This window comes from Streptomyces avermitilis MA-4680 = NBRC 14893 (assembly GCF_000009765.2).
GTDB classification, from domain to species: Bacteria; Actinomycetota; Actinomycetes; order Streptomycetales; family Streptomycetaceae; genus Streptomyces; species Streptomyces avermitilis.
The window spans coordinates 4,372,186-4,394,226 of the sequence record NC_003155.5; the positions used below are offsets into that span (position 1 = coordinate 4,372,186).

At 71.2% G+C, this 22,041-nt stretch carries 17 protein-coding genes, 1 pseudogene and 1 riboswitch; of the genes and pseudogenes, 4 read left to right on the top strand and 14 right to left on the bottom strand.

Going from position 1 to position 22,041, the window contains the following annotated elements; genetic code table 11:
* Positions 1-65: 65 nt before the first annotated feature.
* The 3 genes from eno to SAVERM_RS18265 all read right to left on the bottom strand — a co-directional run bounded on the left by eno (position 66) and on the right by SAVERM_RS18265 (position 3,697).
* Positions 66-1,358, bottom strand: coding sequence for a phosphopyruvate hydratase (eno, locus tag SAVERM_RS18255; protein WP_037644882.1), 1,293 nt, complete (start codon positions 1,356-1,358; stop codon positions 66-68).
* A 335-nt stretch (positions 1,359-1,693) separates the two neighbouring features.
* On the bottom strand, positions 1,694-2,377 hold the full coding sequence (locus tag SAVERM_RS18260) for a LysM peptidoglycan-binding domain-containing protein (protein WP_010984965.1): 684 nt from the start codon (positions 2,375-2,377) through the stop codon (positions 1,694-1,696).
* Positions 2,378-2,381: 4 nt separating this feature from the next.
* Positions 2,382-2,561: riboswitch (cyclic di-AMP (ydaO/yuaA leader) on the bottom strand.
* 176 nt (positions 2,562-2,737) lie between these two features.
* A complete protein-coding gene (locus SAVERM_RS18265) occupies positions 2,738-3,697 on the bottom strand; it encodes a LysM peptidoglycan-binding domain-containing protein (protein ID WP_010984966.1) in 960 nt (319 codons plus the stop codon).
* A 524-nt stretch (positions 3,698-4,221) separates the two neighbouring features.
* Between SAVERM_RS18265 and SAVERM_RS18270 the strand changes: the two genes are divergently transcribed.
* Positions 4,222-5,478 carry a cytochrome P450 family protein gene (locus SAVERM_RS18270; RefSeq protein ID WP_037644879.1) on the top strand — a complete coding sequence of 419 codons (1,257 nt, stop codon included), beginning with the start codon at positions 4,222-4,224 and terminating at the stop codon, positions 5,476-5,478.
* Positions 5,479-5,532: 54 nt separating this feature from the next.
* Here SAVERM_RS18270 and SAVERM_RS18275 read toward each other — a convergent pair whose 3' ends face one another.
* The 6 genes from SAVERM_RS18275 to SAVERM_RS18300 all read right to left on the bottom strand — a co-directional run bounded on the left by SAVERM_RS18275 (position 5,533) and on the right by SAVERM_RS18300 (position 12,862).
* Positions 5,533-6,549, bottom strand: coding sequence for a nucleoside triphosphate pyrophosphohydrolase (locus SAVERM_RS18275; RefSeq protein WP_042493228.1), 1,017 nt, complete (start codon positions 6,547-6,549; stop codon positions 5,533-5,535).
* A 212-nt stretch (positions 6,550-6,761) separates the two neighbouring features.
* Positions 6,762-7,421, bottom strand: coding sequence for a SurA N-terminal domain-containing protein (locus SAVERM_RS18280; RefSeq protein ID WP_010984969.1), 660 nt, complete (start codon positions 7,419-7,421; stop codon positions 6,762-6,764).
* A 146-nt stretch (positions 7,422-7,567) separates the two neighbouring features.
* Positions 7,568-8,395 carry a glycoside hydrolase domain-containing protein gene (locus SAVERM_RS18285; RefSeq protein ID WP_037644876.1) on the bottom strand — a complete coding sequence of 276 codons (828 nt, stop codon included), beginning with the start codon at positions 8,393-8,395 and terminating at the stop codon, positions 7,568-7,570.
* Between the two features lie 155 nt (positions 8,396-8,550).
* Positions 8,551-10,083, bottom strand: coding sequence for a serine/threonine-protein kinase (locus tag SAVERM_RS18290; protein WP_037644874.1), 1,533 nt, complete (start codon positions 10,081-10,083; stop codon positions 8,551-8,553).
* A complete protein-coding gene (locus SAVERM_RS18295) occupies positions 10,080-10,670 on the bottom strand; it encodes a hypothetical protein (RefSeq protein WP_010984972.1) in 591 nt (196 codons plus the stop codon). Before SAVERM_RS18295 ends, SAVERM_RS18290 begins: the two co-directional genes overlap by 4 nt.
* Positions 10,671-10,825: 155 nt before the next feature.
* Positions 10,826-12,862, bottom strand: coding sequence for an N-6 DNA methylase (locus tag SAVERM_RS18300; protein ID WP_010984973.1), 2,037 nt, complete (start codon positions 12,860-12,862; stop codon positions 10,826-10,828).
* A 702-nt stretch (positions 12,863-13,564) separates the two neighbouring features.
* Between SAVERM_RS18300 and SAVERM_RS18305 the strand changes: the two genes are divergently transcribed.
* Positions 13,565-14,314, top strand: coding sequence for a hypothetical protein (locus SAVERM_RS18305; RefSeq protein WP_010984974.1), 750 nt, complete (start codon positions 13,565-13,567; stop codon positions 14,312-14,314).
* A gap of 28 nt (positions 14,315-14,342) precedes the next feature.
* Here the strand turns inward: SAVERM_RS18305 and SAVERM_RS44800 are convergent.
* From SAVERM_RS44800 to SAVERM_RS18315, 3 genes and pseudogenes are all read right to left on the bottom strand, one after another.
* Positions 14,343-14,462 (bottom strand): annotated as a pseudogene (locus SAVERM_RS44800) (N-acetyltransferase); the annotation flags it as partial.
* A gap of 61 nt (positions 14,463-14,523) precedes the next feature.
* Positions 14,524-15,243, bottom strand: coding sequence for an HNH endonuclease family protein (locus SAVERM_RS18310; RefSeq protein WP_010984975.1), 720 nt, complete (start codon positions 15,241-15,243; stop codon positions 14,524-14,526).
* Positions 15,244-15,435: 192 nt separating this feature from the next.
* Complete coding sequence (locus SAVERM_RS18315) at positions 15,436-16,362, bottom strand: SCO6745 family protein (protein WP_010984976.1); 927 nt, start codon at positions 16,360-16,362, stop codon at positions 15,436-15,438.
* A gap of 118 nt (positions 16,363-16,480) precedes the next feature.
* Between SAVERM_RS18315 and SAVERM_RS18320 the strand changes: the two genes are divergently transcribed.
* Positions 16,481-17,083, top strand: coding sequence for a TetR/AcrR family transcriptional regulator (locus tag SAVERM_RS18320; RefSeq protein ID WP_010984977.1), 603 nt, complete (start codon positions 16,481-16,483; stop codon positions 17,081-17,083).
* Positions 17,084-17,128: 45 nt separating this feature from the next.
* Positions 17,129-17,872 (top strand): SDR family NAD(P)-dependent oxidoreductase, encoded by a 744-nt coding sequence (locus SAVERM_RS18325; RefSeq protein ID WP_010984978.1) that lies wholly within the window; start codon positions 17,129-17,131, stop codon positions 17,870-17,872.
* A gap of 117 nt (positions 17,873-17,989) precedes the next feature.
* On the opposite strand, the gene SAVERM_RS18330 is transcribed toward SAVERM_RS18325, so the two are convergent.
* Together SAVERM_RS18330 and mfd are read right to left on the bottom strand one after the other, a co-directional pair.
* Positions 17,990-18,376 carry a MerR family transcriptional regulator gene (locus SAVERM_RS18330; RefSeq protein WP_010984979.1) on the bottom strand — a complete coding sequence of 129 codons (387 nt, stop codon included), beginning with the start codon at positions 18,374-18,376 and terminating at the stop codon, positions 17,990-17,992.
* A gap of 59 nt (positions 18,377-18,435) precedes the next feature.
* Positions 18,436-21,966, bottom strand: a complete 3,531-nt coding sequence (gene mfd / locus SAVERM_RS18335; RefSeq protein ID WP_010984980.1) for a transcription-repair coupling factor — start codon at positions 21,964-21,966, stop codon at positions 18,436-18,438.
* Between the last annotated feature and the right edge of the window lie 75 nt (positions 21,967-22,041).

The following is a 22,041-nucleotide window of genomic DNA, read 5'->3' on the forward strand; positions in this document are numbered from 1 at the left end:
GAGTACGGGGACGTACGTACGACGCTGCCCAAGGGCCTTGGCGGATCAGCCCTCGCTGTGCCTGATCAGTTCGCCGAGCGGAACCGGGGGAACGCCGAGCGGCCGGCGTACTCGGCGGCGTCGTCGAGGATCTCCTCGATGCGCAGCAGCTGGTTGTACTTGGCGACACGGTCCGAGCGGGCCGGGGCGCCGGTCTTGATCTGACCGCAGTTCACGGCGACGGCGAGGTCGGCGATGGTGACGTCCTCGGTCTCGCCGGAGCGGTGGGACATCATGCACTTGAAGCCGTTGCGCTGGGCCAGCTCGACGGCGTCCAGGGTCTCGGTCAGCGAACCGATCTGGTTGACCTTGACGAGCAGGGCGTTGGCGGAGCCCTCCTCGATGCCGCGGGCCAGGCGCTCCGGGTTGGTGACGAAGAGGTCGTCGCCGACGATCTGGACCTTGTCGCCCAGCTTGTCGGTGATGACCTTCCAGCCGGCCCAGTCGTCCTCGTACAGCGGGTCCTCGATGGAGACGAGCGGGTACGCGGAGACGAGCTCCTCGTAGTACTCGGTCATCTCGGCGGCCGAGCGGGACTTGCCCTCGAACTCGTACTTGCCGTCCTTGTAGAACTCGGACGCGGCGACGTCGAGCGCGAGCGCGATCTGCTCGCCCGGGATGTAACCGGCCTGCTTGATGGCCTCGATGATGAGGTCGAGCGCGGCGCGGTTCGACTCCAGGTTCGGGGCGAAGCCGCCCTCGTCGCCGAGGCCGGTGGACAGGCCCTTGGTCTTCAGCACCTTCTTGAGGGTGTGGTAGACCTCGGCGCCCCAGCGCAGGGCCTCGGAGAAGGACTCCGCGCCGATCGGGGCGATCATGAACTCCTGGATGTCCACGTTGGAGTCGGCGTGCGAGCCGCCGTTCAGGATGTTCATCATCGGAACGGGCAGCAGGTGCGCGTTCGGGCCGCCCAGGTAGCGGAAGAGCGGGAGGTCGCTGGCCTCGGAGGCGGCGTGCGCGACGGCGAGGGAGACGCCGAGGATGGCGTTGGCGCCGAGCGAGCCCTTGTTGTCGGTGGCGTCCAGGTCGAACATCGCCTGGTCGATCAGGCGCTGCTCGGTGGCGTCGTAGCCGACGAGCTCCGGGCCGATCTGCTCGATGACGGCGAGGACGGCCTTCTCGACACCCTTGCCCTGGTAACGGTTGGGGTCACCGTCGCGGAGCTCGATGGCCTCGAAGGCACCGGTGGAGGCGCCGGACGGGACGGCGGCACGACCCGTGCTGCCGTCGTCGAGGCCGACCTCGACCTCGACCGTGGGGTTGCCTCGGGAGTCCAGGATTTCCCGGGCTACGACGACGTCGATGGACGGCACGAGCATCTCCTTCTGGGATGTGACGCGAGTTACGCCGGGCCGGAGGCCCGGTTGGGCGCAGACCTGTGGAGGCCCCGCGGGATGAGCCTAACCGGCTCTGAGGGATCGGCCAGCCGGTCGACCACCTCATGGACAGAACCGAGAGTAAATTGTTTCCGAACGGAACAAAAGAGCCCCGGTATATCCGGTGCGACCGGGACAAGAAAAAGCCCCGCCCCGGTGCGTACGGGGGAAGACGCACCGGAGCGGGGGGCCCGTGGGGACGGGGGCGGCCCCTCACGAGGCCTCCACCATGGAGGTCACGTATGGGAGCGCGCTGTGGTTCAGGTACGAGCCTGTTGTCAGCTCAGGTGGAGCTGCTGGCCCGGGTAGATGAAGTCGGCGTCGTCGACGATGTCCTTGTTCAGCTTGAACAGCTTCTGCCAGCCGCCCGCGACGTGCTTCTTCTCGGCGATGGAGCTGAGGGTGTCGCCCTTGACGACCTTGTACTCGCCGTCGCCCTTCTTGACCTTCTTGCCGGTCGGGGTCTCGACGGTCTTGGCGGCCGGCCGCTCGTCCGAACGGGAGGCGCGCTGCTCGGTCGACTGGGTGGTGCTGCTCTTCGGGGTGCTCTGCTGCGGGGTGCTCGGGGCCGGCGAGCCGGCGTTGTTCGCGGCGCCCGAAAGTCCGGTGCCGCAGGTCGGCCAGGCGCCCTTGCCCTGGGCGGCGAGGACCTTCTCGCCGACCGAGATCTGCTCGGACTTGGAGGCCTGGTCGGCGGTGGAGGCGTAGGCCGTGCCGCCGTACGCGGCCCAGGTGGAGGCCGAGAACTGAAGGCCGCCGTAGTAGCCGTTTCCGGTGTTGATGGACCAGTTGCCGCCGGCCTCGCACTGGGCGACGGCGTCCCACTCGGAGGCGGTGGCGGCGGAGGCGTTGCCGGCCGCCATGAGCGGGGCGGCGACGGCGGCACCGGTGACACCGGCGATGGCGATCGCACGAGTGGCCTTGGACGGGCGGCGGTGCTTGCCCTTGCTGGAAAGCAGCATGAAGTGATCCCCTCACCGACGCCTACGAGGTGAGCTGTCGGGTTCGGGCCGGTTGAGTTGCCCGGCCGCGCGCCTTCCTCTGCCGATTCCGGCGCGCGACTTCACCCCTAGCCGGACCAGCCTCAAGTGCTGGGCCCGGCGCCTACCTTGGGTCCCCCGCTCCTGCCTGCGGCGCTTACGCGACGACTGTTCCCGTACGGCCGCTGGCAGGATTCGGCGTTGCGACCGTCGGGGCCCGCTGTGGCGAGCGATCACGACCGTAAGCAGTCGATCGCCGGAATTTCAAAGACGATCAGGGCTTCTGAGACTCATCTCTCACTCTCACCAAACCGGGACATTAGCGGTGAAAGACGGTCCGAACTACCGCTGCTTTTCGCCCGGTTCGGCAGCAAGTGCAAGGCTCTGACCGGGGACGATGACGTCCGGGTCGGCGCCGACGGTCTTCTCGTTCTCGGTGTACAGCGCGGACCATCCGCCCCTGAGCCCAAGGGAGTCGGCGATGGCCGACAGGCTGTCTCCGGGGCGCACGACGTACGCGTCGTCGGCCGCGTCGGGAGCCGCCTCGCGGGAGCCGTCGGAGCCGCGGGAGGCATGCCGGCCGGTGGAGTCGTCGGCGCGGCCGTCGGCGGCACTCTCGTCGGCCGTGTCGCCGCGGTGCCGGCCGGAGCTGGTGGACTCCGCCTCGGAGGGGGTCGAAGCGTCGCCGTTCTGCCCTGACTTGTCCGAGTCGTCACTCTTCGCCGCATCCGCGGACGAGCTGTCGGAAGTCGAAGAGCCGGACGGCGTGGCGTCGGCCTTGGCGGAGCCCTTGGAATCCTTGGCCGCGGACGAGGAGCCGGACGAAGAGGACGAGTCGGACAGGCCGGAGCTGATGCCGGAACCGGAGTCGGAGTCGGCCGTGGATCCGCTGCCGAGGAGGCCCGTGTCGACGTCGGCCGAACCGGAGTCCTGGCTGAGGCCGACAGCGATGCCGCAGGTGGACCAGGGGGAGCTGCCCTTGGCGGCGAGGACCTTCTCGGCGACGGCTATCTGCTGGGAGCGGCTGGCCTGGTCGGCACTGGGGGCGTAGTCGAGACCGCCGTACTTCTCCCAGTTCCCCTGGGACAACTGGAGCCCGCCGTAGTACCCGTTGCCGGTGTCGGCGCTCCAGGAGCCTCCGCTCTCGCACTCCGCGACCTGGTCCCACGTCGTACCGCTGGCCGCGCTGGCGCCGGTGGCGCCGAGCAACGGGATCGCGATGGCCGAGCCGGTCACGCCGGCCGCGACGAGGAGGGCCGGAGCCTGACGGGGGCGTCGGTGTCGACCGTTCCCGGAGAGCATGCGGTTGCCTTTCGCGTGACAGCAGTGAGCTGCGCGACGGTTGTGGCCAAGCGCCGCGCTTGATGCGTGAACGTATCCGTACTCGAACGCTTGTCACAAGTTAATGCCGCGCAGATCACGTGAAGATCACAGAGTTGAACGAATGTCAGTTCTCTCGCGACAGCTCTCTGTGTTAGTGCATGCGGGTACCTCACCGCCCAGCTGGGGTGAACTCCACCGGAAGCGTGCGCAATCCATGCATGACGCGCTTTCGGTGCAGCCCAAATCGACCGAATCCACCGCGAGTTGCAGTTCCTGGAGAGGGGCGAGCGGCGTCTGCCCACAGTCGGGCGGCGGGTACACCGAGGCAGCAGTGACGCCGTGCCCGTAGCCGAGGTGCTGGTTGTCACGTCGGGAGAGTCGGCACGGTGGCGGGGTCGGCACGGCGGCGGGGTCGGCACGGCGGCGGGGTCGGCACGGTGGCGGGGTCGGCCGCCGGTACGCGCCGACTCCAGCGAGAACGCGGCTCCCGGTACCGTCACCCCGTGAACGCCCCACATAGCGAACCCGAACTCTTCACCTGGGAGTTCGCCACCGACCCCTACCCTGCCTACGCGTGGCTCCGCGAGCATGCGCCCGTGCACCGCACCACACTTCCCAGCGGTGTCGAGGCGTGGCTGGTGACTCGGTACGCGGACGCCAAGCAGGCGCTGGCCGACGCGCGGCTCTCCAAAAATCCCGTGCACCATTCCGAAGACGCCCCCGGAAAGAGCAAGACGGGTATCCCCGGCGAGCGCAGCGCCAACCTCATGACCCATCTGCTCAACATCGACCCGCCGGACCACACGCGCCTCCGTCGGCTCGTCTCCAAAGCGTTCACACCCCGCCGAGTGGCCGAATTCGCGCCCCGGGTCCAAGAGCTGACCGACCACCTCATCGACCAGTTCGCGCAGACCGGAAGCGCCGACCTCATCCATGAGTTCGCGTTCCCCCTCCCCATCTACGCCATCTGCGACCTGCTCGGCGTCCCCCGCGAGGACCAGGACGACTTCCGGGACTGGGCGGGGATGATGATCCGGCACGGGGGAGGGCCGAGGGGCGGTGTCGCGCGGTCCGTGAAGAAGATGCGCGGCTATCTCGCCGAGCTGATCCACCGCAAACGGGAGGCGCTGCCGGCCGACCCCGGCCCCGGCGAGGACCTCATCTCCGGTCTCATCCGCGCCTCCGACCACGGCGAGCACCTCACCGAGAACGAAGCCGCGGCCATGTGTTTCGTACTGCTGTTCGCCGGTTTTGAAACGACCATCAACCTCATCGGCAACGGCACATACGCGCTGCTGCGCAACCCACAGCAGCGGGCGCGACTGCAGCAGTCGATCGAGCGGGGCGAACAGGACCTGCTCGACACCGGTATCGAAGAGCTCCTCCGCTACGACGGCCCCGTCGAACTGGCTACTTGGCGCTACGCGACCGAGCCCCTGGACATGGGCGGACAGCGCATCGCTTCCGGTGATCCCGTGCTCGTGGTCCTCGCCGCCGCCGACCGTGATCCCGCGCGTTTCGACGAGCCGGACACGCTCGACCTCTCCCGCAGCGACAACCAGCACCTCGGCTACGGACATGGCATCCACTACTGCATCGGCGCGCCGCTCGCCCGCCTCGAAGGCCGCACGGCGCTGGCCACCCTGCTGCGCCGGCTGCCCGATCTCCGCCTTGCCGCCGATCCCGCGGACCTGCGCTGGCGAGGCGGCCTGATCATGCGCGGGCTGCGCAACCTCCCCGTGGAGTTCACGGCCACCTGACACATGTGGCTCACCGCGTTCACGCCGCCGACCCCGGCAGGTCCGCCGCTTGTGTCAGTCCCCCGCCGCGCCCGTCTCCTCCGCCCCCCGGATCGCGTCCCGGTAGGCCCGCGCCGCCGCCCGGAGTGCCGCCTCCGGGTCCACGCCCTCCGCCTCGGCGCGCGCGGCCATCGCCAGCAGCTCGTAGCCGACGTCCTCGCCGTGCGGCAGCGGTACGTCGAGTCCCGCCGTGCGCACCCGCGACGACAGCTTCGCGGCCAGGGCCAGGCCCGGCTGGCCGAGCGGAACGCCCTCGGTCACCGAGGTCCGCTGCTTCTCCACCGCCTTGGTGCGCAGCCAGTGCTCCTTGACCTCCTCCGGAGTGGCCGCGGTCTCGTCGCCGAAGACGTGCGGGTGGCGGTGGATCAGCTTGGCGACGATGCCGCCCGCCACGTCGTCGATCGAGAACGGCTCGTCCTCGTCCTCCTCCGCGATCCGGGCGTGGAAGACCACCTGGAGCAGGACGTCTCCCAGCTCCTCGCGGAGTTCGTCGCGGTCGCCCTCCTCGATCGCCTCGACCAGCTCGTACGCTTCCTCGATGCCGTACTTGGCCAGGCCCTTGTGGGTCTGCTGGGACGACCAGGGGCACTCGGCGCGGATGCGGTCCATGACCTGGACGAGGTCGAGGAGACGGGCGCCCGGCAGGTCGTACGAGGCGGGGAGCAGCTCCAGGTCCGGCATCTGTATGCGGCCGGAGCCCGCGAGGCGGGCCAGCCCGTCGGTGAGGCGCGGCTCGCCCTCGCCGGTCGCGACGACGACCAGCGTGCGGCCGCCGGCGCAGGCGTCGACCAGCTCCTCGGCGGTCGGGGACGCCTCGTCGACCGTGATGCCCGCCTCGCGCAGATACGGCAGCTGGGGGTGCGCGCCGTCCGCGCACAGGACCCGGTCGGCACCGTGCAGCGCCTGCCAGGCGGGCCAGGACAGGAGTCCGGGTGCGACACGGTGACTGGTGGTGAGCAGGACGATGCGGCCGGGGGCGGGGGCGTCGGCACCGGTCACGTTCGAGTCGCCGTTGAGGCTGGTTGCGTTCACCCCTCGAACGTAACCCACGCCGCCGACACCACCAGCAGTTATCCACAGGCCGGGCGGTGAGCGGTTCGCCGGCGGGGCGGGACGCTCCCCGCCGCTTCACTGCCGACGGCTACGCCATTGCCGACAGCTGTTCCTTTGCCGGCGCTGCTCCATTGTCCTCGCACGCCGACCGGCCGAACCGTTTATCCACAGGCCCGTGCGCCCGTACCCCGCTACGCCGTCTGCTGGGTCGTTGTCGCCGTGACCTCCCGCAGCCACGGGGTCTTCGCGTCCACCCGGCTGCTCTTCTGCACGTCCCACGTGCCGTAGCGCGGATTCAGGGTGACGTGGAGTTTCTTGGAGGCCTCGGACATCGCCTTCCAGAACGCCGCCTTGCCGTTGACCGTGTTCATGTCGGCGCCGAGCGTGGTGGCCAGCTTCTGCGCCTCGATCTCGGTGCGGAGGCTGTCGTCGAGCCGCCCCGGTGCCACGCCGTACTGCTGGAGCCAGGCCGACTCCAGCGCCTTCGTGCCGCCCGCCTGCTGCTCCAGGGCGGTGCGCATCTGCTGGGCGTCCTTGCGGGTCACGCTGACACCCGCGTCCTTGGCCGCACGGTCCAGGACCCGGTCCAGGACCAGGCTGTGCAGGGTGTCGCGGGTGAGGCTGCCGGTCTTGGCGATGGTCTGCTCGTACTGGGCGTCGTCCGTGGTGGCGGCCCGCTGGGCCGTGCGCACCTCGTTCACCCGGCTCTCCAGCTGCGCGACCGTGATCCGTTGGCCGCCTACGACGGCCGCGGCGCCGGGGTGCGCCTCGCCGCCGCACGCGGTGAGGAGGGGAGCCGCCGCGACGATCGCGGCGGAGAGGACTAGCGCGGTGCGACGGCGGCGGTGCAAGGGAACCTCCCGAGGAGATTGTGCGACGGTGCACAAAGTCTTGCGGTGATCGATGGTAGGCAGTGGCCCAGCTCTCGGCCACCCTTTCGACCAACGATTCGCATGTCCTTCGGGCACCGCCGCACGGCGAACTCCGCCCGCGTCGGTCAACCTGTGATGGCCACCGGCGCGTCCCACGCGTCGCGGTCCACGGTGATCGTGTACCCGCCGCGCGACTCCTTGCTGTTGACCATGTACTGGTGGGCTCGGCTGTGGTTCGTCCACTGACCGGCGCCGAACGGCCAGTCCGCCGTCGTGGTGTTCTGCTTGTCCCACAGCGCGTACCAGAGGTTGCCCGGCAGGTCCGTGCGGTCGGTGGCGTCGGCGACGGCCTTCGCGCTGGAGCTGCGGAAGCCGTAGTAGCCGGTGCGGTAGGTCTTGGCGTGCAGGGCCTTGTCGAAGGCGCGTACATAGGTCAGTACGGCGTCGTTGCAGGCCTTGTCGGTGACGTCGTACGACTCCATGTCGAGGTAGATCGGGCTGCCCGCCTTCATCCCCAGGGCCGACGCCTTGGCGACCGCGTCCGCGGCGTCGGTGGCGCCGAGCGAGGCGGCAGTGGAGGCGGTGATCTTCTCCGGGCTGGAGCCGGTCTGGCAGGGCGGCTGGGCGCCGACGTACAGCGGGATGAGCTTCCAGCCGAGCGTGCTGACCGACTTGACCCACGAGGCGGTGAGGTTGGGCTGGCCGCATCCACGGTTCTTGCCGCCCACGTAGACGGCGGCGGCGCCGTAGAAGCCGGTGTGCCAGGCCTTCATCGCGGACAGGGAGGGCGCGGCGCAGGTGTCGAAGGCGCGGCCGGTGAACGTCCGCTGCGCGGGCCAGGTCGTGGCCGCCATCGAGGTCTGCGCGGCGATACCGGCTCCGGCGACGACGGCGGTACCGGCGACCGCCCACGTGATGTATCTGCGCTTCTTCGACTGCCGATGGCTGGACATGAAAGACCCCACCCCATGGTGTGTGTGACGCGGAAAACGGCGACGCGGAAAAACGGTGACGCGGAAAACGGCTCGCAACGTATCCGACGTCGCTCCCGTGTTCGGAAAACGCTGTCCCTCGGGGAACACAAAGTTCCCTCAAGGCACAGCAAAAGCTACCCGCGCACCTGTCCCAGCCATTGCAAGGTCCGCCGTACCTCCGCCACCAGCGGATGGCCGGGTCCACGCAGGCGCTCCACGTCGTGCAGCAGCCGGGCGAGGGTGTCGTGGGCGGCGACGCGGTCGCCGAGGGCGAGCAGCAAGTGGCCGATGCGGCGGCGGACTTCGAGGGAGAGTTCGGGGTCGCCCGCGACGTACTGGTTCTCGTAGTACGGGAGCAGGGCGCGGTACTCCGCGAGCGCGGCCGCCGGTTCGCCGAGCTGTTCGAGGCACTGCGCGGCGTCGTAGCGGAAGCGCAGGGACTGCGGGTCGGCCTGGCCCGATTCGGTGGCGCGCTCGTCGGCCAGGCGGCGCAGCTCGGGCAGGGCACGGCGGTACTGGCCGTCGTCCATGAGCGTGGCGGCGTACTGCTTGCGCAGGGTGCGTACGACGGGCGAGTGCTCGCCGTGCTGGGCGGCGGCCGCCGGGAGGATCGCGCCGAGGATGTCGACGGCCTGGGTGATGCGGCCCTCTCCGAGGAGCCGCTTGACCTCGTCCACGGCGCCCACGACATCGGGTTTCTCGACGGCGGGCGCGGACGCGGCGGCCGACGGCTGCGGCGCGGGCGTACGGGCCCGGTCCGGCCAGGGGGCGTGCGGGCGCAGGAAGGGACGTGTGGGGTCGAGCGGGGCGCCGGTGGGTGTGCCGCGCGCGGGGAGGAGCGGCAGCAGCTGCTCGTACGTCTCCTGCGCGGAGGCCGGCCGGTGCTGCGGGTCCTTGGCCAGCAGGCGCAGGACGAGCGCTTCGAGGGCTTCCGGCACCTCGGGGCGCAGCCGGCGCACCGGGAGCGGCGGCTCGTAGAGGTGACGGTGCAGCACGCCGAGCGCGGTGGAGCCGGTGAACGGTACGTCGCCGCTGAGGAGTTCGTGGATGAGCACGCCGAGCGCGTACAGATCGGTGTACGGGCCGACCGCGCCGCCCATCGCCTGCTCGGGGGCCATGTAGGCGGGGCTGCCGATGGGCGAACCCGTGTGCGTCAGGCGGGTGGTGTCCGTGTCCATGACCGACGCGACACCGAGGTCGAGGACGGTGACCGTGCCGTCCTGCTTGACCATCACGTTCCGCGGCTTGAGGTCGCGGTGGACGATGGGCACGGCGTGCACCGCGGACAGTACGGCGCACAGTTGCGCGGCCACCGCGACGACCCACTGCCAGGGATACGGGGTGTGCTCGGCGAGGTGGTCGGCGAGGTCGGCCCCGTCGACGTACTGCATGACGAGGAACAGCTCCTCGCCCTCGCTGCCCGCGTCGTGCACGGTGACCAGACCCGGGTGGTCGACCTGCGCGGTGACCCGGCACTCGCGCACGAAACGGCGGCGCAGCTCGTCGGCCTCCTGGCCCGCGACCTTGTCGGGGCGCAGCAGCTTGACGGCCACGCGCCGGTCGAGCCTTTTGTCGTATGCCGTCCAGACCTGGCCCATGCCGCCCTGCCCGATGAGCGTGGACAGTTCGTAGCGGCCGGCGACGGTGCGGCCGGTCGACACGGTCATCTGCCGTCCTCGTGCTTGCGCAGATAGTCGCTCAGTTCGTCGAGCTCGGCCCGCACCTGGTCGATGCGCGCGGGCGCGGGACGCTGCGGCTCCGGGGCCGGGGCCGGGGGCTGCGGCGGCGGTGTGGGGGTGTACGGGGGCGGTGTGTGCGAGATCTGCGTGGCGGCGTACGGCTGGGCCGGCGGGTAGCCGTAGCCCGGCTGGGGCTGCTGCGGGGGCATGTAGCCGGTGGTGTGCGGCGGTACGGGGCGGTCGGCGGACGGCAGAGTGCGCTGGTGGCGTATGTCGAAGACCACGAAGTACGCGGCGCTGACGGCACCGAGGATGAGCACGGAGGCGAGCGCGACGTCGCCCCGGTGGTCGCTCTCGGGGACCGAGCCGACCACGGCGAGCCCGGCGATGGACAGCGGCAGGCTCAGCCAGGCCAGCAGCCAGTCGGGCCACTTGCCGCGCAGCACCGCGACCCGGAACAGCGGGAGGCACGCGAGCAGCCCGCAGGAGAGGAACCCCGCGGCGACGAACAGCACGCGCAAGGTGATGACCGTGCCCTGACTGCGGGTGGGCGGCGGCGCGCCGTGGCCGTACATGACTGCTCCTGGGACCGGGTGAAGGCGGACGTACGAGTATCGAAGTCCGAGCGTATAGCCCGACTCCGACAAGCTGTCCCGGGTTGTACGGAACCGTTGTCGTACTGATCACCTCGCGCGCGTGGGCACGCGGTGCCCGCGCGCCCCGGAGTACGTCACTCCGGGGCGACCGACCCGTCCGTGAGACCGTCGTGCATGCCGCGCACGAGCTGCTCACCGAGGCGCCCCGCGAGGCGGAGCGCCTCCTCGAAGGCGGCGAGCGCCCGGAACCGCTCCCCGTAGCGGAGCTGCTGGTCGAGCGGGAGCCGGGGCAGTTGGAGACGGCGCACGTCGAGCCTGGTCGCGGTGGACGCGTAGCTGCTGGCCTGGCGGTTGTTGGCGGTGCCGCGCAGGAAGCCGGCGAGGAACCAGGGGTCGACCGCGGCCGGGTCGGGACGCAGCAGGGTGAGGTTGCGGCCGAGGGCGGCCCCGGCGGTCGCGTCGTCGACCACGCGCGCGATGGCGCCGCCGCCGAGGACCGGGACGACGACGTCGCCCGCCTCGACGAGGACGGGTTCCTCGGGCGAAGCGTTGTCGGTCAGCGTTCCGGAGGGCGCGGTGCCGGCGATCACGTCGTGATCGGTGAGCACGCGCGCGTGGGGGCCGCTTCCGCCGGTGCGCATCAGCAGGGCGCCACCGCGGGCGAGTTCACCGATCGTGGTGAGCGGCCAGCGGGCGGGGCCCGCGGTGCCGGTGGGGGGCGGGGTGAGGTCGGCGGTCAGGCGGAGGGTTTCGCCGAGGCGTTCGCGTACGGCCGTGAGTTCCGCCGCGCCGCCGCCCGCGGCGGGCGGGGGCAGATGGCGGGCGGGGGCCAGGTCGACGTCGTCGTCGAGGAGCTCGATGACGGGCACGGAGCGGCTCACGCCGGGCTCTTCGCGGGTGGTGCCGGTGCGGTCGAAGGGGTGCCAGGCGTCCAGGACGGCGGCGCGGACGGCCGGCCAGTCGAGACGGCCGCGGCCGTCGGCGGCCTCCGAGACGCCGGCCGTGTCCGCGAGGAGCACCTCGGGCTGCGCGGGCGCCCTTTCGGGGCGGCGCAGCACCCACAGGTGCAGCGGGATGTTGTACGGGGGTGCCGCGCCGACCGGCAGGGCGATGACCGCGCGCAGGGCGCCACGGCGCAGGAGATCGGCGCGGATGCGGCGGCCCGAGCGGCGGGAGGCGGCGGCGGGGGGCATCAGCAGGACGGCGGTGCCGCCGTCCCTGAGGCGGGCCAGCGCGTGCTGCACCCAGGCGAGTTCGGATTCCGTACGGGCCGGGAAGCCGTACTCCCAGCGGGGGTCGTAGGCGAGTTCGTCGTGACCCCAGTTGCGCTCGTTGAACGGCGGGTGGCACAGCACCGCGTCGGCTCTGAGGGTCTCGTACGCGTCGGCCCTGAGGCTGTCGCCGACCGCGGTGCGGACGGCCGCCCTGGTGTGCAGGGCGAGGCGGAGTGCGGTGAGCTCGGCGAGTTCGGGGGCGCTGTCCTGTCCGTAGAGCTCCTGGTCGGTGCCGGGGGCGACGGCGCGCAGCAGGGCGCCGGTGCCGCAAGCCGGGTCGAGGAAGCTGCGGGCGGGGCCCGCGAGGTCGGCCATCAGGGCGGCGAGGTCGCCCGGCGTGAGCGTGTACTGGCGCGGGTTGGCGTCGAGGTGCCGGCCGAGCAGGAACTCGTACGTCTGGCGGGCGCCGAGCTCGGCGGCGAGTTCGGCCGCGCCGCGCAGCAGCGGGGCCGAGGGGAGGAGTTCGGCGGGGGCCGGGGTGCGCACGGCCGGCCGGCGGACCATGCCGAAGCGGGGGGCGAGGACCTGTTCGAGGGCGGTGGGCAGCAGTTCGGCCAGGCGTTCGTCGGAGGCGGCGCTCAGCTCCAGCCAGACCGTGGGGCGGTCGTGGATCAGGAGAAGTGCGCAGCCCGCGTGGACGAGCGCCGCGACGGGGCCCTCCGGGTGGCCGACGAGCTGCTGCCAGACGCGTTCCCGTAGGGGTACTTCGGCGAGTTTGCCCTGTCGGCGCAGCCAGTCCTCGACCTCGGCGAGCGCGAAGGACGGGCTGGTCTCGGTGCCGCCGACCGGTTTGGGGAAGTCGGCGTGCCGGCGGCGCCAGTTGCTCACGGCGGCGCGGCCGACCCCCGCGAGCCGGGCGATTCCGGCGGCGGTCACCTCTGTCGCGTTGTCCTGCACCCGCCCGGCTCCCCTCTACCTGGTGTGCGTACGACCTCGTGCGTGACGCCGAGCATACCGACCTGCACAAGATCTACCGATTCACGCCCGTGTACACAACCCATTCCGTGAACCGTGTTGACTCGGTTCACAGCCTCTGTTCTTATTGACCCACCGAACGAGCGACCTCCGGAGGGGGACGGTCGCTCCGTAGCAGGGGGAGGAACTGCCGTGGGTATGAAGGGCAAGATCGCGCTGGGCGTTGTGGTCGGTGTCGTCGTGATCGGCGCGGTGTCGGCGAACGCGGGGGGGCGACGGCGACAAGGACAACGGCGGCAAGGGCACGTCGGCGTCCGCGGGCCAGAAGCCGGGCGGGAAGACCGACGGCAAGAACGGCACGACGAAGAAGGCCGTCAAGAAGGCCGCGTTCGACGGCGACGGTGACTTCGAGGTCGGCAAGGACGTCAAGCCCGGCACGTACCGCACCACCGGCAACACGGACGACCTGTGCTACTGGGAGCGCGCCAAGGACGCCCTGCACTCCATCGAGTCGATCAGGGCGAACAACAACGTCACCGGCTCCGCCGTCGTCACGATCAGCGCGAGCGACGCCTACTTCAAGACCACCGGCTGCCAGGAATGGAAGAAGACGGGCTGACCCGGTCTCCTCCCCGCACCCACCCCCACTTCACCGAATATCACGTCTCACCTCAAGGAACTGTCATGCGTCGCACCGCACTTGCCGCTCTCTGCCTCGCCGCCGCGGCCACCGCGGGACTCACCGGCTGTCTGCCCGGCCAGGACAAGGCGGACAGCAAGCCGAAGGGCCCGTTCGCCGGGCTGACCGGCGGCGAGATCGCCGACCGGGCCGTGAAGGCCACCAACGGTGCGTCGTCGCTCCGGATGAAGGGCGACGTCCCCGACGACGAGAGCGGCGGCACGATCCAGCTGGACATGGCCCTGAACAAGAAGGGCGAGTGCGCCGGCACGATGAGCATGGACGGCCAGGGCAAGGCCGACCTGATCAAGACCGACGACACCGTCTACATGAAGTACGACGAAGCCTTCCTGCGCGCCCAGAGCAAGGGCGAGCCCAAGGGGGACACCGACGCGGTCGTGGCCATGATGGCCGGGAAGTGGACCAAGATGTCGGCGAAGGGCCAGGACGCCAAGGACATCGCGAGCTTCTGCGACCTGGGCACGGTGCTCGCCGGCGCCGAGGACGTGAACTCCGACGCCACCCGGGGCAAAACGACGACGGTGGAGGGGACGCCTGCGATCGTCCTCCACGAGAAGGACGGCAAGGACCGCTACACCCTGTACGTCGCCACCGAGGGCAAGCCGTATCTGCTGAAGGTCGTCAGCACGTCCGCCAAGGACGCGGGCACGATCGCCTTCAGCGACTACCAGAAGCCGGTCCCCGCCGAGGCGCCCAAGGGCAAGGTGCTGGACCTGGACGCGCTGAGCGACTGACGCCGCCGGGCGAGGGGTGCGGCACCGGTCACAGCCGGTGCCGCACCCACACGTTGGGCTCGACGTAGACGGCGTAGCCGCGCCCCGGTTCGCAGTGCACCGGAACCAGGGCGCCCGGCACTTCGACGAGCCCCTCGGTGTCGAAGGGCCCGATTTTCGCGGGCGCCGGGCAGCGGACCGTGAGCGGCGGTGAGCGGTGGACGGAGGTGTCAGTTCGCGTGGAAGCGCTTCGGGGCCTCGGTCGGGTTGCCCCCGGAGGGGAGCTTCTGGCCGGGGCAGGTCGACAGCACCTTCTTCATGGCGGCCTTCTCCGCGGACGTCACCCACAGGTCGTACTTCTTCTTCACGGCGACCTGGGCGGCGACGTACGTACAGCGGTACGCCTTGTTCTGCGGCAGCCATGTCGCCGTGTCGCCGTCGCCCTTGCTGCGGTTGGGGCCGGCGTCGACGGCGAGGAGGTTGAGCGGGTCGTTGGCCAGGGCTATGCGCTTGCCGGCGTCCCAGTACTTGGCGCCCTTCTGCCAGGCGTCCGAGAGCGCGACGAGGTGGTCTATGTCCACCTGGCTGCGGCCGCGCGCGAAGGTGACCTGCTGACCGGTGTACGGGTCCGGGTCCAGCACCCCGGCGGTCACCTTGCACTTGCCGTCGCTGAACTTCACCTCTTTCAGGTCCCGTTTGAGGATGTCGTCCCGGGTGTCGCACCGGTTCGAGTCCGTGTCCGCCCATGCGGTACCGAACCTGCCCCGGTCGTACCCCGTCTTCGGCGCCCGCCCCTTGACGGTCAGCGAGTCGACCGCGGAGATCGCGGCACCGCCGGCCGCCGTCTCCTGCGGTCCCGAGGATCCGTTGGTCTCCTTCTTGCAGCCGCCGACGCCGCCGACAGCGATCAGCACCGCCGCGGCGGCGGCCGCCCCACCCCTCAGACGCACGCGACGCCCCTCCCCTTGCCTGTCCTGTTGCCTGTCCTGCTACCCGCTTGCCCCGTTCCCGCCGTTCCCACCGTAGCGGCCGGGGGGTGTTGGCCATACCGCCCCCAACGGGCAACAGGTGCACGCCGGGTGCGTCGCCGGTGGTGCGGCGTCTCCGGTAACTTCGATGGACGGGGATCGGCGAGGGGCGCCTCAGACCTTCCCGATCCCCAGTGTCGTCTCCGGCGGGAACAGGCCCGTGCCCAGTACCGCGACCCAGAACTCCCCCAGCAGGTCGGCGAGTCGGCCGGTCGCGTCGGCGCCCAGGGACTGCCAGGGCTCGGCGGCGAGTTCGTCGGTGTGGTGCTCGACCTGGCGGCGCAGGGCGCGGCCGGCCTCCGTCGCCACACCGTCCTCGCCCACCAGGCCCCGTGCGGCCAGCCGGTTCCGCGCGGCCGTCCACTCCTCGGACGTCCAGCCACGGCTCTCGAAGCGCTCCACCGAGGCCGCGCCTATCGCGGCGAAGGAGACCAGGGCCTCGACCGGGTCGAGGCCCGCGACGAGAAGTGCGGCGAGGTGGCCGTCGCCGCGGTGTTCACGCAGGATCGTCGCCGCGTGCCACAACTGCTGGTGCGGGGCCTCGGGCCAGGGCAGCTCGGCGTTGGCCGCGGCCAGCGGGCGTCCCGCCGTGTTCGCCGCCTCTGCCGCACGGCGGGCCAGCGCGGCCGCCTCGGCGAGTTCGGGGCTGTCCGCACGGTCGCCGAATATCGCCCGGTAGGCCCGGTCCATCGCCGCCTCCCGCGCCTTCAGCACCGCGTCCGGGCTCGCGGTGTCCCAGGCTGAGTCCATGTACGCGGCGACCATGCGCGGACTGAAGCTGTAGAAGGCGGAGGTCACGCGCTCGCTTCCGACGGCACCCAACGGCGCGGCGCGGTACGGGAAGTAGCTCTCCCAGCGTTCCTGAGTCCCGTATCCCAGCGCCGCCGCCTCGTCGAAGGCTTCCGGCGCGTAATACAGCACGGCGTGCAAGGGCTCCAGCAGATGCCAGAGCCGGCGCACGGTGCCCAGGTCGACACCGGTCCGCTCCTCGCCCCGCACCGTGCCGCCGCCCCCGCTCGCCCCGCTGGTGTTCTCGGACATGACACTCCCCCTCGACCCGATTCCCGAGCGCTCTCACGCCCGACACAACTTGACACTGACTAGATTGCCGGAGGTTGCCCAACTTGTCAATGCCTAGATTCCGCGTACGCTTCACCTCATGCCGAGCAGCCAGACCGCCGATCAGCGCGATCAACCCGACCAGCGCCCCTACCACCACGGAGACCTCCGTCGCGCGATCCTGGGCGCCGCACTCGACGTCATCGCCACCGACGGCCCCTCCGCACTGAGCCTGCGCGACCTGGCACGCCGGGCGGGCGTCTCGCACGCGGCGCCGGCCCACCACTTCAAGGACCGCACCGGCCTGCTCACCGCCATCGCGGCGGAGGGCTACGAACTGCTCGCCACCGCCCTGGCCGACGCCGATGACCTGCGCGACGCCGGCGTCCGCTACGTACGCTTCGCGACCGGGCACCCGGCGCACTTCCAGGTGATGTTCACACCGGAGCTGCTCCGCGCGAACGACCTGGAGCTGACGACGGCCAAGGCCCTCGCCGGCGAGCGGCTGCGCTCGGCCGTCTCCGACGCGCCCGCCGGCCGCGGCCCCGACCCCCGCCTCGCGGGCGTCGCCGCCTGGTCCCTGGCCCACGGCTTCGCCACGCTCCTTCTCAGCCACAACCTGGACGGACCGGTCGGCGACCAGGACCCGGAGGAGGTCTTTCGCACGCTGGCGGGAATGCTGTTCCAGTCGAAGTCGTCTTGACCGGCTTGACCTTGACACCGGCGTCAGGGTTCGACGATCCCTCCCATGAACAGCACCAGAACCGTCCTCATCACCGGCGCCGGCACCGGAATCGGCCGGGCGACCGCCCGCGCGTTCGCCGCGGAGGGGGCTCGGGTCGTCGCCGTGGGCCGCCGCGAGGCCCCGCTCGCCGAGACCACCGAAGGGCACCCCGGAATCACCCCGCTCCCCGCCGACGTCACCGCCGAGGACGCCCCCGCCCGCATCATCGACACCGTCCTCGACACCCACGGACGCCTGGACGTCCTCGTCAACAACGCGGCGATCGTCGGCACCGAATCCCTGGCGACCTACACCCGTACGTCCATCGAACCGCTGCTCGCCACGAACCTCATCGCGCCCGTCCTCCTGACGCAGGCCGCGCTCCCCGCTCTCACCGAGAGCCGGGGCGTGATCGTCAACGTCAGTACGTCCGTCGGGCAGCGCGCCTGGCCCGGCAACTCCCTCTATGCCGCCACCAAGACCGCACTCGAACTCCTCACCCGCAGCTGGGCCGTGGAGCTCGCACCGCGCGGCATCCGGGTCTCGGCCGTCGCGCCCGGCGCCATCGCGACCCCCATCGGCCGGCACTCCGGTTTCACCCCGGAGCAGAGCGCGGCGATCCGCGAGTGGCAGCTCGCGCACACTCCGCTGGGCCGCATCGGCCGCCCCGAGGAAGTGGCCTGGGCGATCACCCGACTCGCCGCGCCCGACGCCTCCTTCGTCACCGGCGTCGTCCTACCCGTGGACGGCGGCGCCGTCCTCACCTGAGCACCCCACCGTCCTCACGCGAGCACTCCACCGCTCCGCCGTCCTCACCCGAGCACTCCGCCACTCCACCGTCCACACGCGAGCACTCCACCACTCCACCGTCCTCACGCGGGAGACTCACCCACCGCCACCGCCACCGCCACCGCCACCGCGCACGGCCCCCGCCTCCCGTAGGGCCGCCGCCAGCCGTTCCCGCACCGCCAGCTGGGCCGCGATGCGCTCGTCGATGACGGCCAGACGTTCGCGCGCGACCCCGAGCGCCCTGGCGGAGGCGGGGCCGGCGGTCATGTCGCCGTCCAGGCAGGGCAGGAAGACGCGTACGTCGTCGAGGGTGAGGCCCGCGGCCAGGAGGTGGCGGATGTTGCGTACGCGCGTGACGGTCCCCTCGTCGTACACGCGGTAGCCGTTGGCGGCGCGCCGCGACGCGATGAGACCCGCCCGCTCGTAGTGGCGCAGGGCGCGCGGCGTGGCCCCCGTCGCCCTCCCCAGCTCACCTATCCGCACGCCTCACCGACCAGCACACCTCACCCACCCGCACACCTCACCACCCAGCACACCGCCCCCTACGAGCCAAGGATCGTAGTCAAGAACTCCCCGGTCCAGCCCAGCAGTTCCCGCCCGACCAGCGGCTTCCCGCCCACCTTCGCCGTCTTGGGGCGCGGCACCAGCACCTGGTGCGCGGCCGGCTTGATGACCGTGCCGGGGTACAGCCGCTTCAGCCTCAGTTCCTGCGACTCCCGCAGCTCCACCGGCGCGAAGCGGATGTTGTTGCCCTGGAGCACGATCTCGCCGACCCCGCACGCGCGCGCGTGCATGCGCAGGCCCGCGACCAGGAGCAGGTTCTCCACCGGCTCGGGCAACTTGCCGTAGCGGTCGACGAGTTCCTCCCGTACGGACTTGATGTCCTCCTCCGTGTTCACGGAGGCGATCGCCCGGTAGGCCTGGAGCCGCAGCCGCTCGCCCGGCGCGTAGTCGTGCGGGACGTGTGCGTCGACCGGCAGTTCGATCTTGACCTCGAGCGGCGGCTCCTCCTCCACGCCGCCCTCCAGCGACGCGCGGTAGTCCGCGACCGCCTCGCCGACCATGCGTACGTACAGGTCGAAGCCGACGCCCGCGATGTGGCCCGACTGCTCGCCGCCGAGCAGATTGCCCGCGCCGCGGATCTCCAGGTCCTTCATCGCCACGTACATGCCCGCGCCCATCTCCGTGTGCTGGGCGATGGTGGCCAGGCGTTCGTGGGCCGTCTCCGTCAGCGGCTTCTCCGGCGGGTAGAGGAAGTACGCGTAGCCCCGCTCACGGCCTCGGCCCACCCGGCCTCGCAGCTGGTGCAGCTGTGACAGGCCGAAGTTGTCGCCGCGCTCCACGATCAGCGTGTTCGCGTTCGAGATGTCGATGCCCGATTCCACGATCGTCGTGGACACGAGCACGTCGTACTTCTTCTCCCAGAAGTCGACGACCACCTGCTCCAGCGTCTGTTCCGACATCTGGCCGTGGGCCGTGGCGATACGGGCCTCGGGGACGATCTCGCGCAGCCTCGCCGCGGCCCGGTCGATCGACTCCACCCGGTTGTGGATGTAGAAGACCTGGCCCTCGCGCAGCAGTTCGCGGCGGATGGCCGCGCCGATCTGCCGCTCCTCGTACGGGCCCACGAAGGTCAGCACCGGGTGCCGCTCCTCCGGCGGGGTGGTGATCGTGGACATCTCGCGGATGCCCGTGACCGCCATCTCCAACGTACGGGGGATGGGGGTGGCCGACATCGTGAGGACGTCGACGTTCGCGCGCAGCTTCTTCAGCTGCTCCTTGTGCTCGACGCCGAAGCGCTGCTCCTCGTCGACGATGACCAGGCCCAGGTCCTTGAACTTCGTCTCCGACGAGAACAGGCGGTGGGTACCGATGACGACGTCCACCGAGCCCTCGCGCAGGCCCTCCAGGGTGGCCTTGGCCTCCGTGTCCGTCTGGAAGCGGGACAGCGCGCGGACGTTCACCGGGAACTGCGAGTAGCGGTCGCCGAACGTCCCGAAGTGCTGCTGCACCAGCAGCGTCGTCGGGACGAGGACCGCGACCTGCTTGCCGTCCTGCACCGCCTTGAAGGCCGCCCGGACCGCGATCTCCGTCTTGCCGTAACCCACGTCGCCGCAGATCAGGCGGTCCATCGGGACCGTCTTCTCCATGTCCTCCTTGACCTCGGCGATCGTCGTCAGCTGGTCGGGGGTCTCCGCGTACGGGAACGCGTCCTCCAGCTCGCGCTGCCACGGCGTGTCCGAACCGAACGCGTGCCCGGGAGCCGCCATGCGCGCGCTGTACAGCTTGATCAGGTCCGCCGCGATCTCCTTGACCGCCTTCTTGGCGCGCGCCTTGGTCTTCGTCCAGTCCGCGCCGCCCAGGCGGTGCAGGGTGGGGGCCTCGCCGCCGACGTACTTGGTGATCTGCTCCAGCTGGTCGGTCGGGATGTAGAGGCGGTCGCCGGGCTGGCCGCGCTTGGCCGGCGCGTACTCCACCACCAGATACTCGCGGGTCGCGCCCTGCACGGTCCGCTGCACCATCTCGATGTAGCGGCCGACGCCGTGCTGCTCGTGGACGATGTAGTCGCCCGCTTCGAGGGTCAGCGGGTCGATGGTCTTGCGGCGCCGGGCCGGCATGCGCGCGCCGTCCTTGGACACCGAGCGCTGGCCGGAGAGGTCCGTCTCGGTGAGGACAGCGAGTCCGAGCCGCGGATCCACGAAGCCGTAGTCGATGGAGCCGCAGGCGACGTGCACGAGGGAGGGGCTGATCTCGGCCAGGTCCGGGTCCAGGCGGGCCGCGATGCCCTCGCCGCCCAGCACCTCGACCGTACGGGCCGCCGGGCCGTGGCCCTCGGTGACGTACACCGTGCGCCAGCCGTCCGCGAGCCAGCCCTTGGTGTCGGCCAGCGCCTTCGCGGTGTCGCCGCGGTAGCTCTCGGGGGCGTGCATGCCGAGCTTCAGGGTGTCCGCGTCGAGTTCGTCGTCCGCGGCGAACGGCGACACCGACCACCACATCATCTCCAGCTCGCGGGCCCGGTCCCGGACGTCCGCGATGGCCCACAGGGAGGCCGCGTCGACGTCGATGGGGGCCTCGCCGCCGCCCGCGGTCGCGGCCCAGGACGCCTGGAGGAACTCCTGACTGGTGGCCACCAGGTCGGCCGCCCGCGTCCGCACCCGCTCCGGGTCGCACACGACGGCCATCGAGCCCTTCGGCAGGACGTCGATGAGCAGTTCCATGTCGTCGACGAGGACGGGCGCCAGGGACTCCATGCCCTCCACGGCGATGCCCTCGGCGATCTTGCCGAGCAGCTCGCCCAGCTCCGGGTGGGCCTCGGCCAGGGCGGCGGCCCGCTCCCGTACGTCGTCCGTGAGCAGCAGCTCGCGGCAGGGCGGCGCCCACAGGCCGTGCTCGGCGACTTCGAGGGACCGCTGGTCGGCGACCTTGAAGTAACGGATCTCCTCGACGTCGTCGCCCCAGAACTCCACGCGCAGCGGGTGCTCCTCGGTGGGCGGGAACACGTCGAGGATGCCGCCTCGTACGGCGAACTCGCCGCGCTTCTCGACCAGCTCGACCCGCGCGTACGCGGCCGCGGACAGCGCCTCCACGATCGTGCCGAGGTCGGCCGTCTGCCCTGTGCGCAGCGCCACCGGCTCCAGGTCGCCCAGGCCCTTGACCTGCGGCTGGAGCACGGAGCGGATCGGCGCCACGACGACCGAGACCGGGCCGGTCTCGGGGTCGTCGGCGCGCGGGTGGGCGAGGCGGCGCAGCACGGCGAGACGGCGTCCGACGGTGTCGCTGCGCGGGCTCAGCCGCTCGTGCGGAAGCGTCTCCCACGACGGGTACTCCACGACGCGGTCCGGCGGGAGCAGGGAGCGCAGGGCCGCCGCCAGGTCCTCGGCCTCCCGTCCGGTCGCCGTCACCGCGAGGACCGTACGGCCGGTGTCCCGGGCGAGCGCGGCGACGGTGAAGGGGCGCGCGGCCGGAGGTCCGACCAGGTCGACGTGCATGCGGTTGCCGTCGGTGGCGGCCTGCACCGCTTCGGCGAGTGCGGCGTCCTTGGCGACGGCGTCGAGCAGACCGTGCAGGCTCATGAAGGGTTCCATCCCGAGGAGAGGGCAACGCGAAGGGCCCGACACGTCTCACGGGCCGGGGGTTCTCCAGCGTAC

Excerpts from the sequence above, each read along its gene's own strand:
- SAVERM_RS18290 (WP_037644874.1), bottom strand. The coding sequence starts at position 10,083 with ATGACCGTGTCGACCGGCCGCACCGTCGCCGGCCGCTACGAACTGTCC.
- SAVERM_RS18295 (WP_010984972.1), bottom strand. The coding sequence starts at position 10,670 with ATGTACGGCCACGGCGCGCCGCCGCCCACCCGCAGTCAGGGCACGGTC.
- SAVERM_RS18320 (WP_010984977.1), top strand. The coding sequence starts at position 16,481 with ATGCCGAGCAGCCAGACCGCCGATCAGCGCGATCAACCCGACCAGCGC.
- SAVERM_RS18260 (WP_010984965.1), bottom strand. The coding sequence starts at position 2,377 with ATGCTGCTTTCCAGCAAGGGCAAGCACCGCCGCCCGTCCAAGGCCACT.
- SAVERM_RS18305 (WP_010984974.1), top strand. The coding sequence starts at position 13,565 with ATGCGTCGCACCGCACTTGCCGCTCTCTGCCTCGCCGCCGCGGCCACC.
- eno (WP_037644882.1), bottom strand. The coding sequence starts at position 1,358 with ATGCTCGTGCCGTCCATCGACGTCGTCGTAGCCCGGGAAATCCTGGAC.
- mfd (WP_010984980.1), bottom strand. The coding sequence starts at position 21,966 with ATGAGCCTGCACGGTCTGCTCGACGCCGTCGCCAAGGACGCCGCACTC.
- SAVERM_RS18325 (WP_010984978.1), top strand. The coding sequence starts at position 17,129 with ATGAACAGCACCAGAACCGTCCTCATCACCGGCGCCGGCACCGGAATC.
- SAVERM_RS18265 (WP_010984966.1), bottom strand. The coding sequence starts at position 3,697 with ATGCTCTCCGGGAACGGTCGACACCGACGCCCCCGTCAGGCTCCGGCC.
- SAVERM_RS18315 (WP_010984976.1), bottom strand. The coding sequence starts at position 16,362 with ATGTCCGAGAACACCAGCGGGGCGAGCGGGGGCGGCGGCACGGTGCGG.
- SAVERM_RS18285 (WP_037644876.1), bottom strand. The coding sequence starts at position 8,395 with ATGTCCAGCCATCGGCAGTCGAAGAAGCGCAGATACATCACGTGGGCG.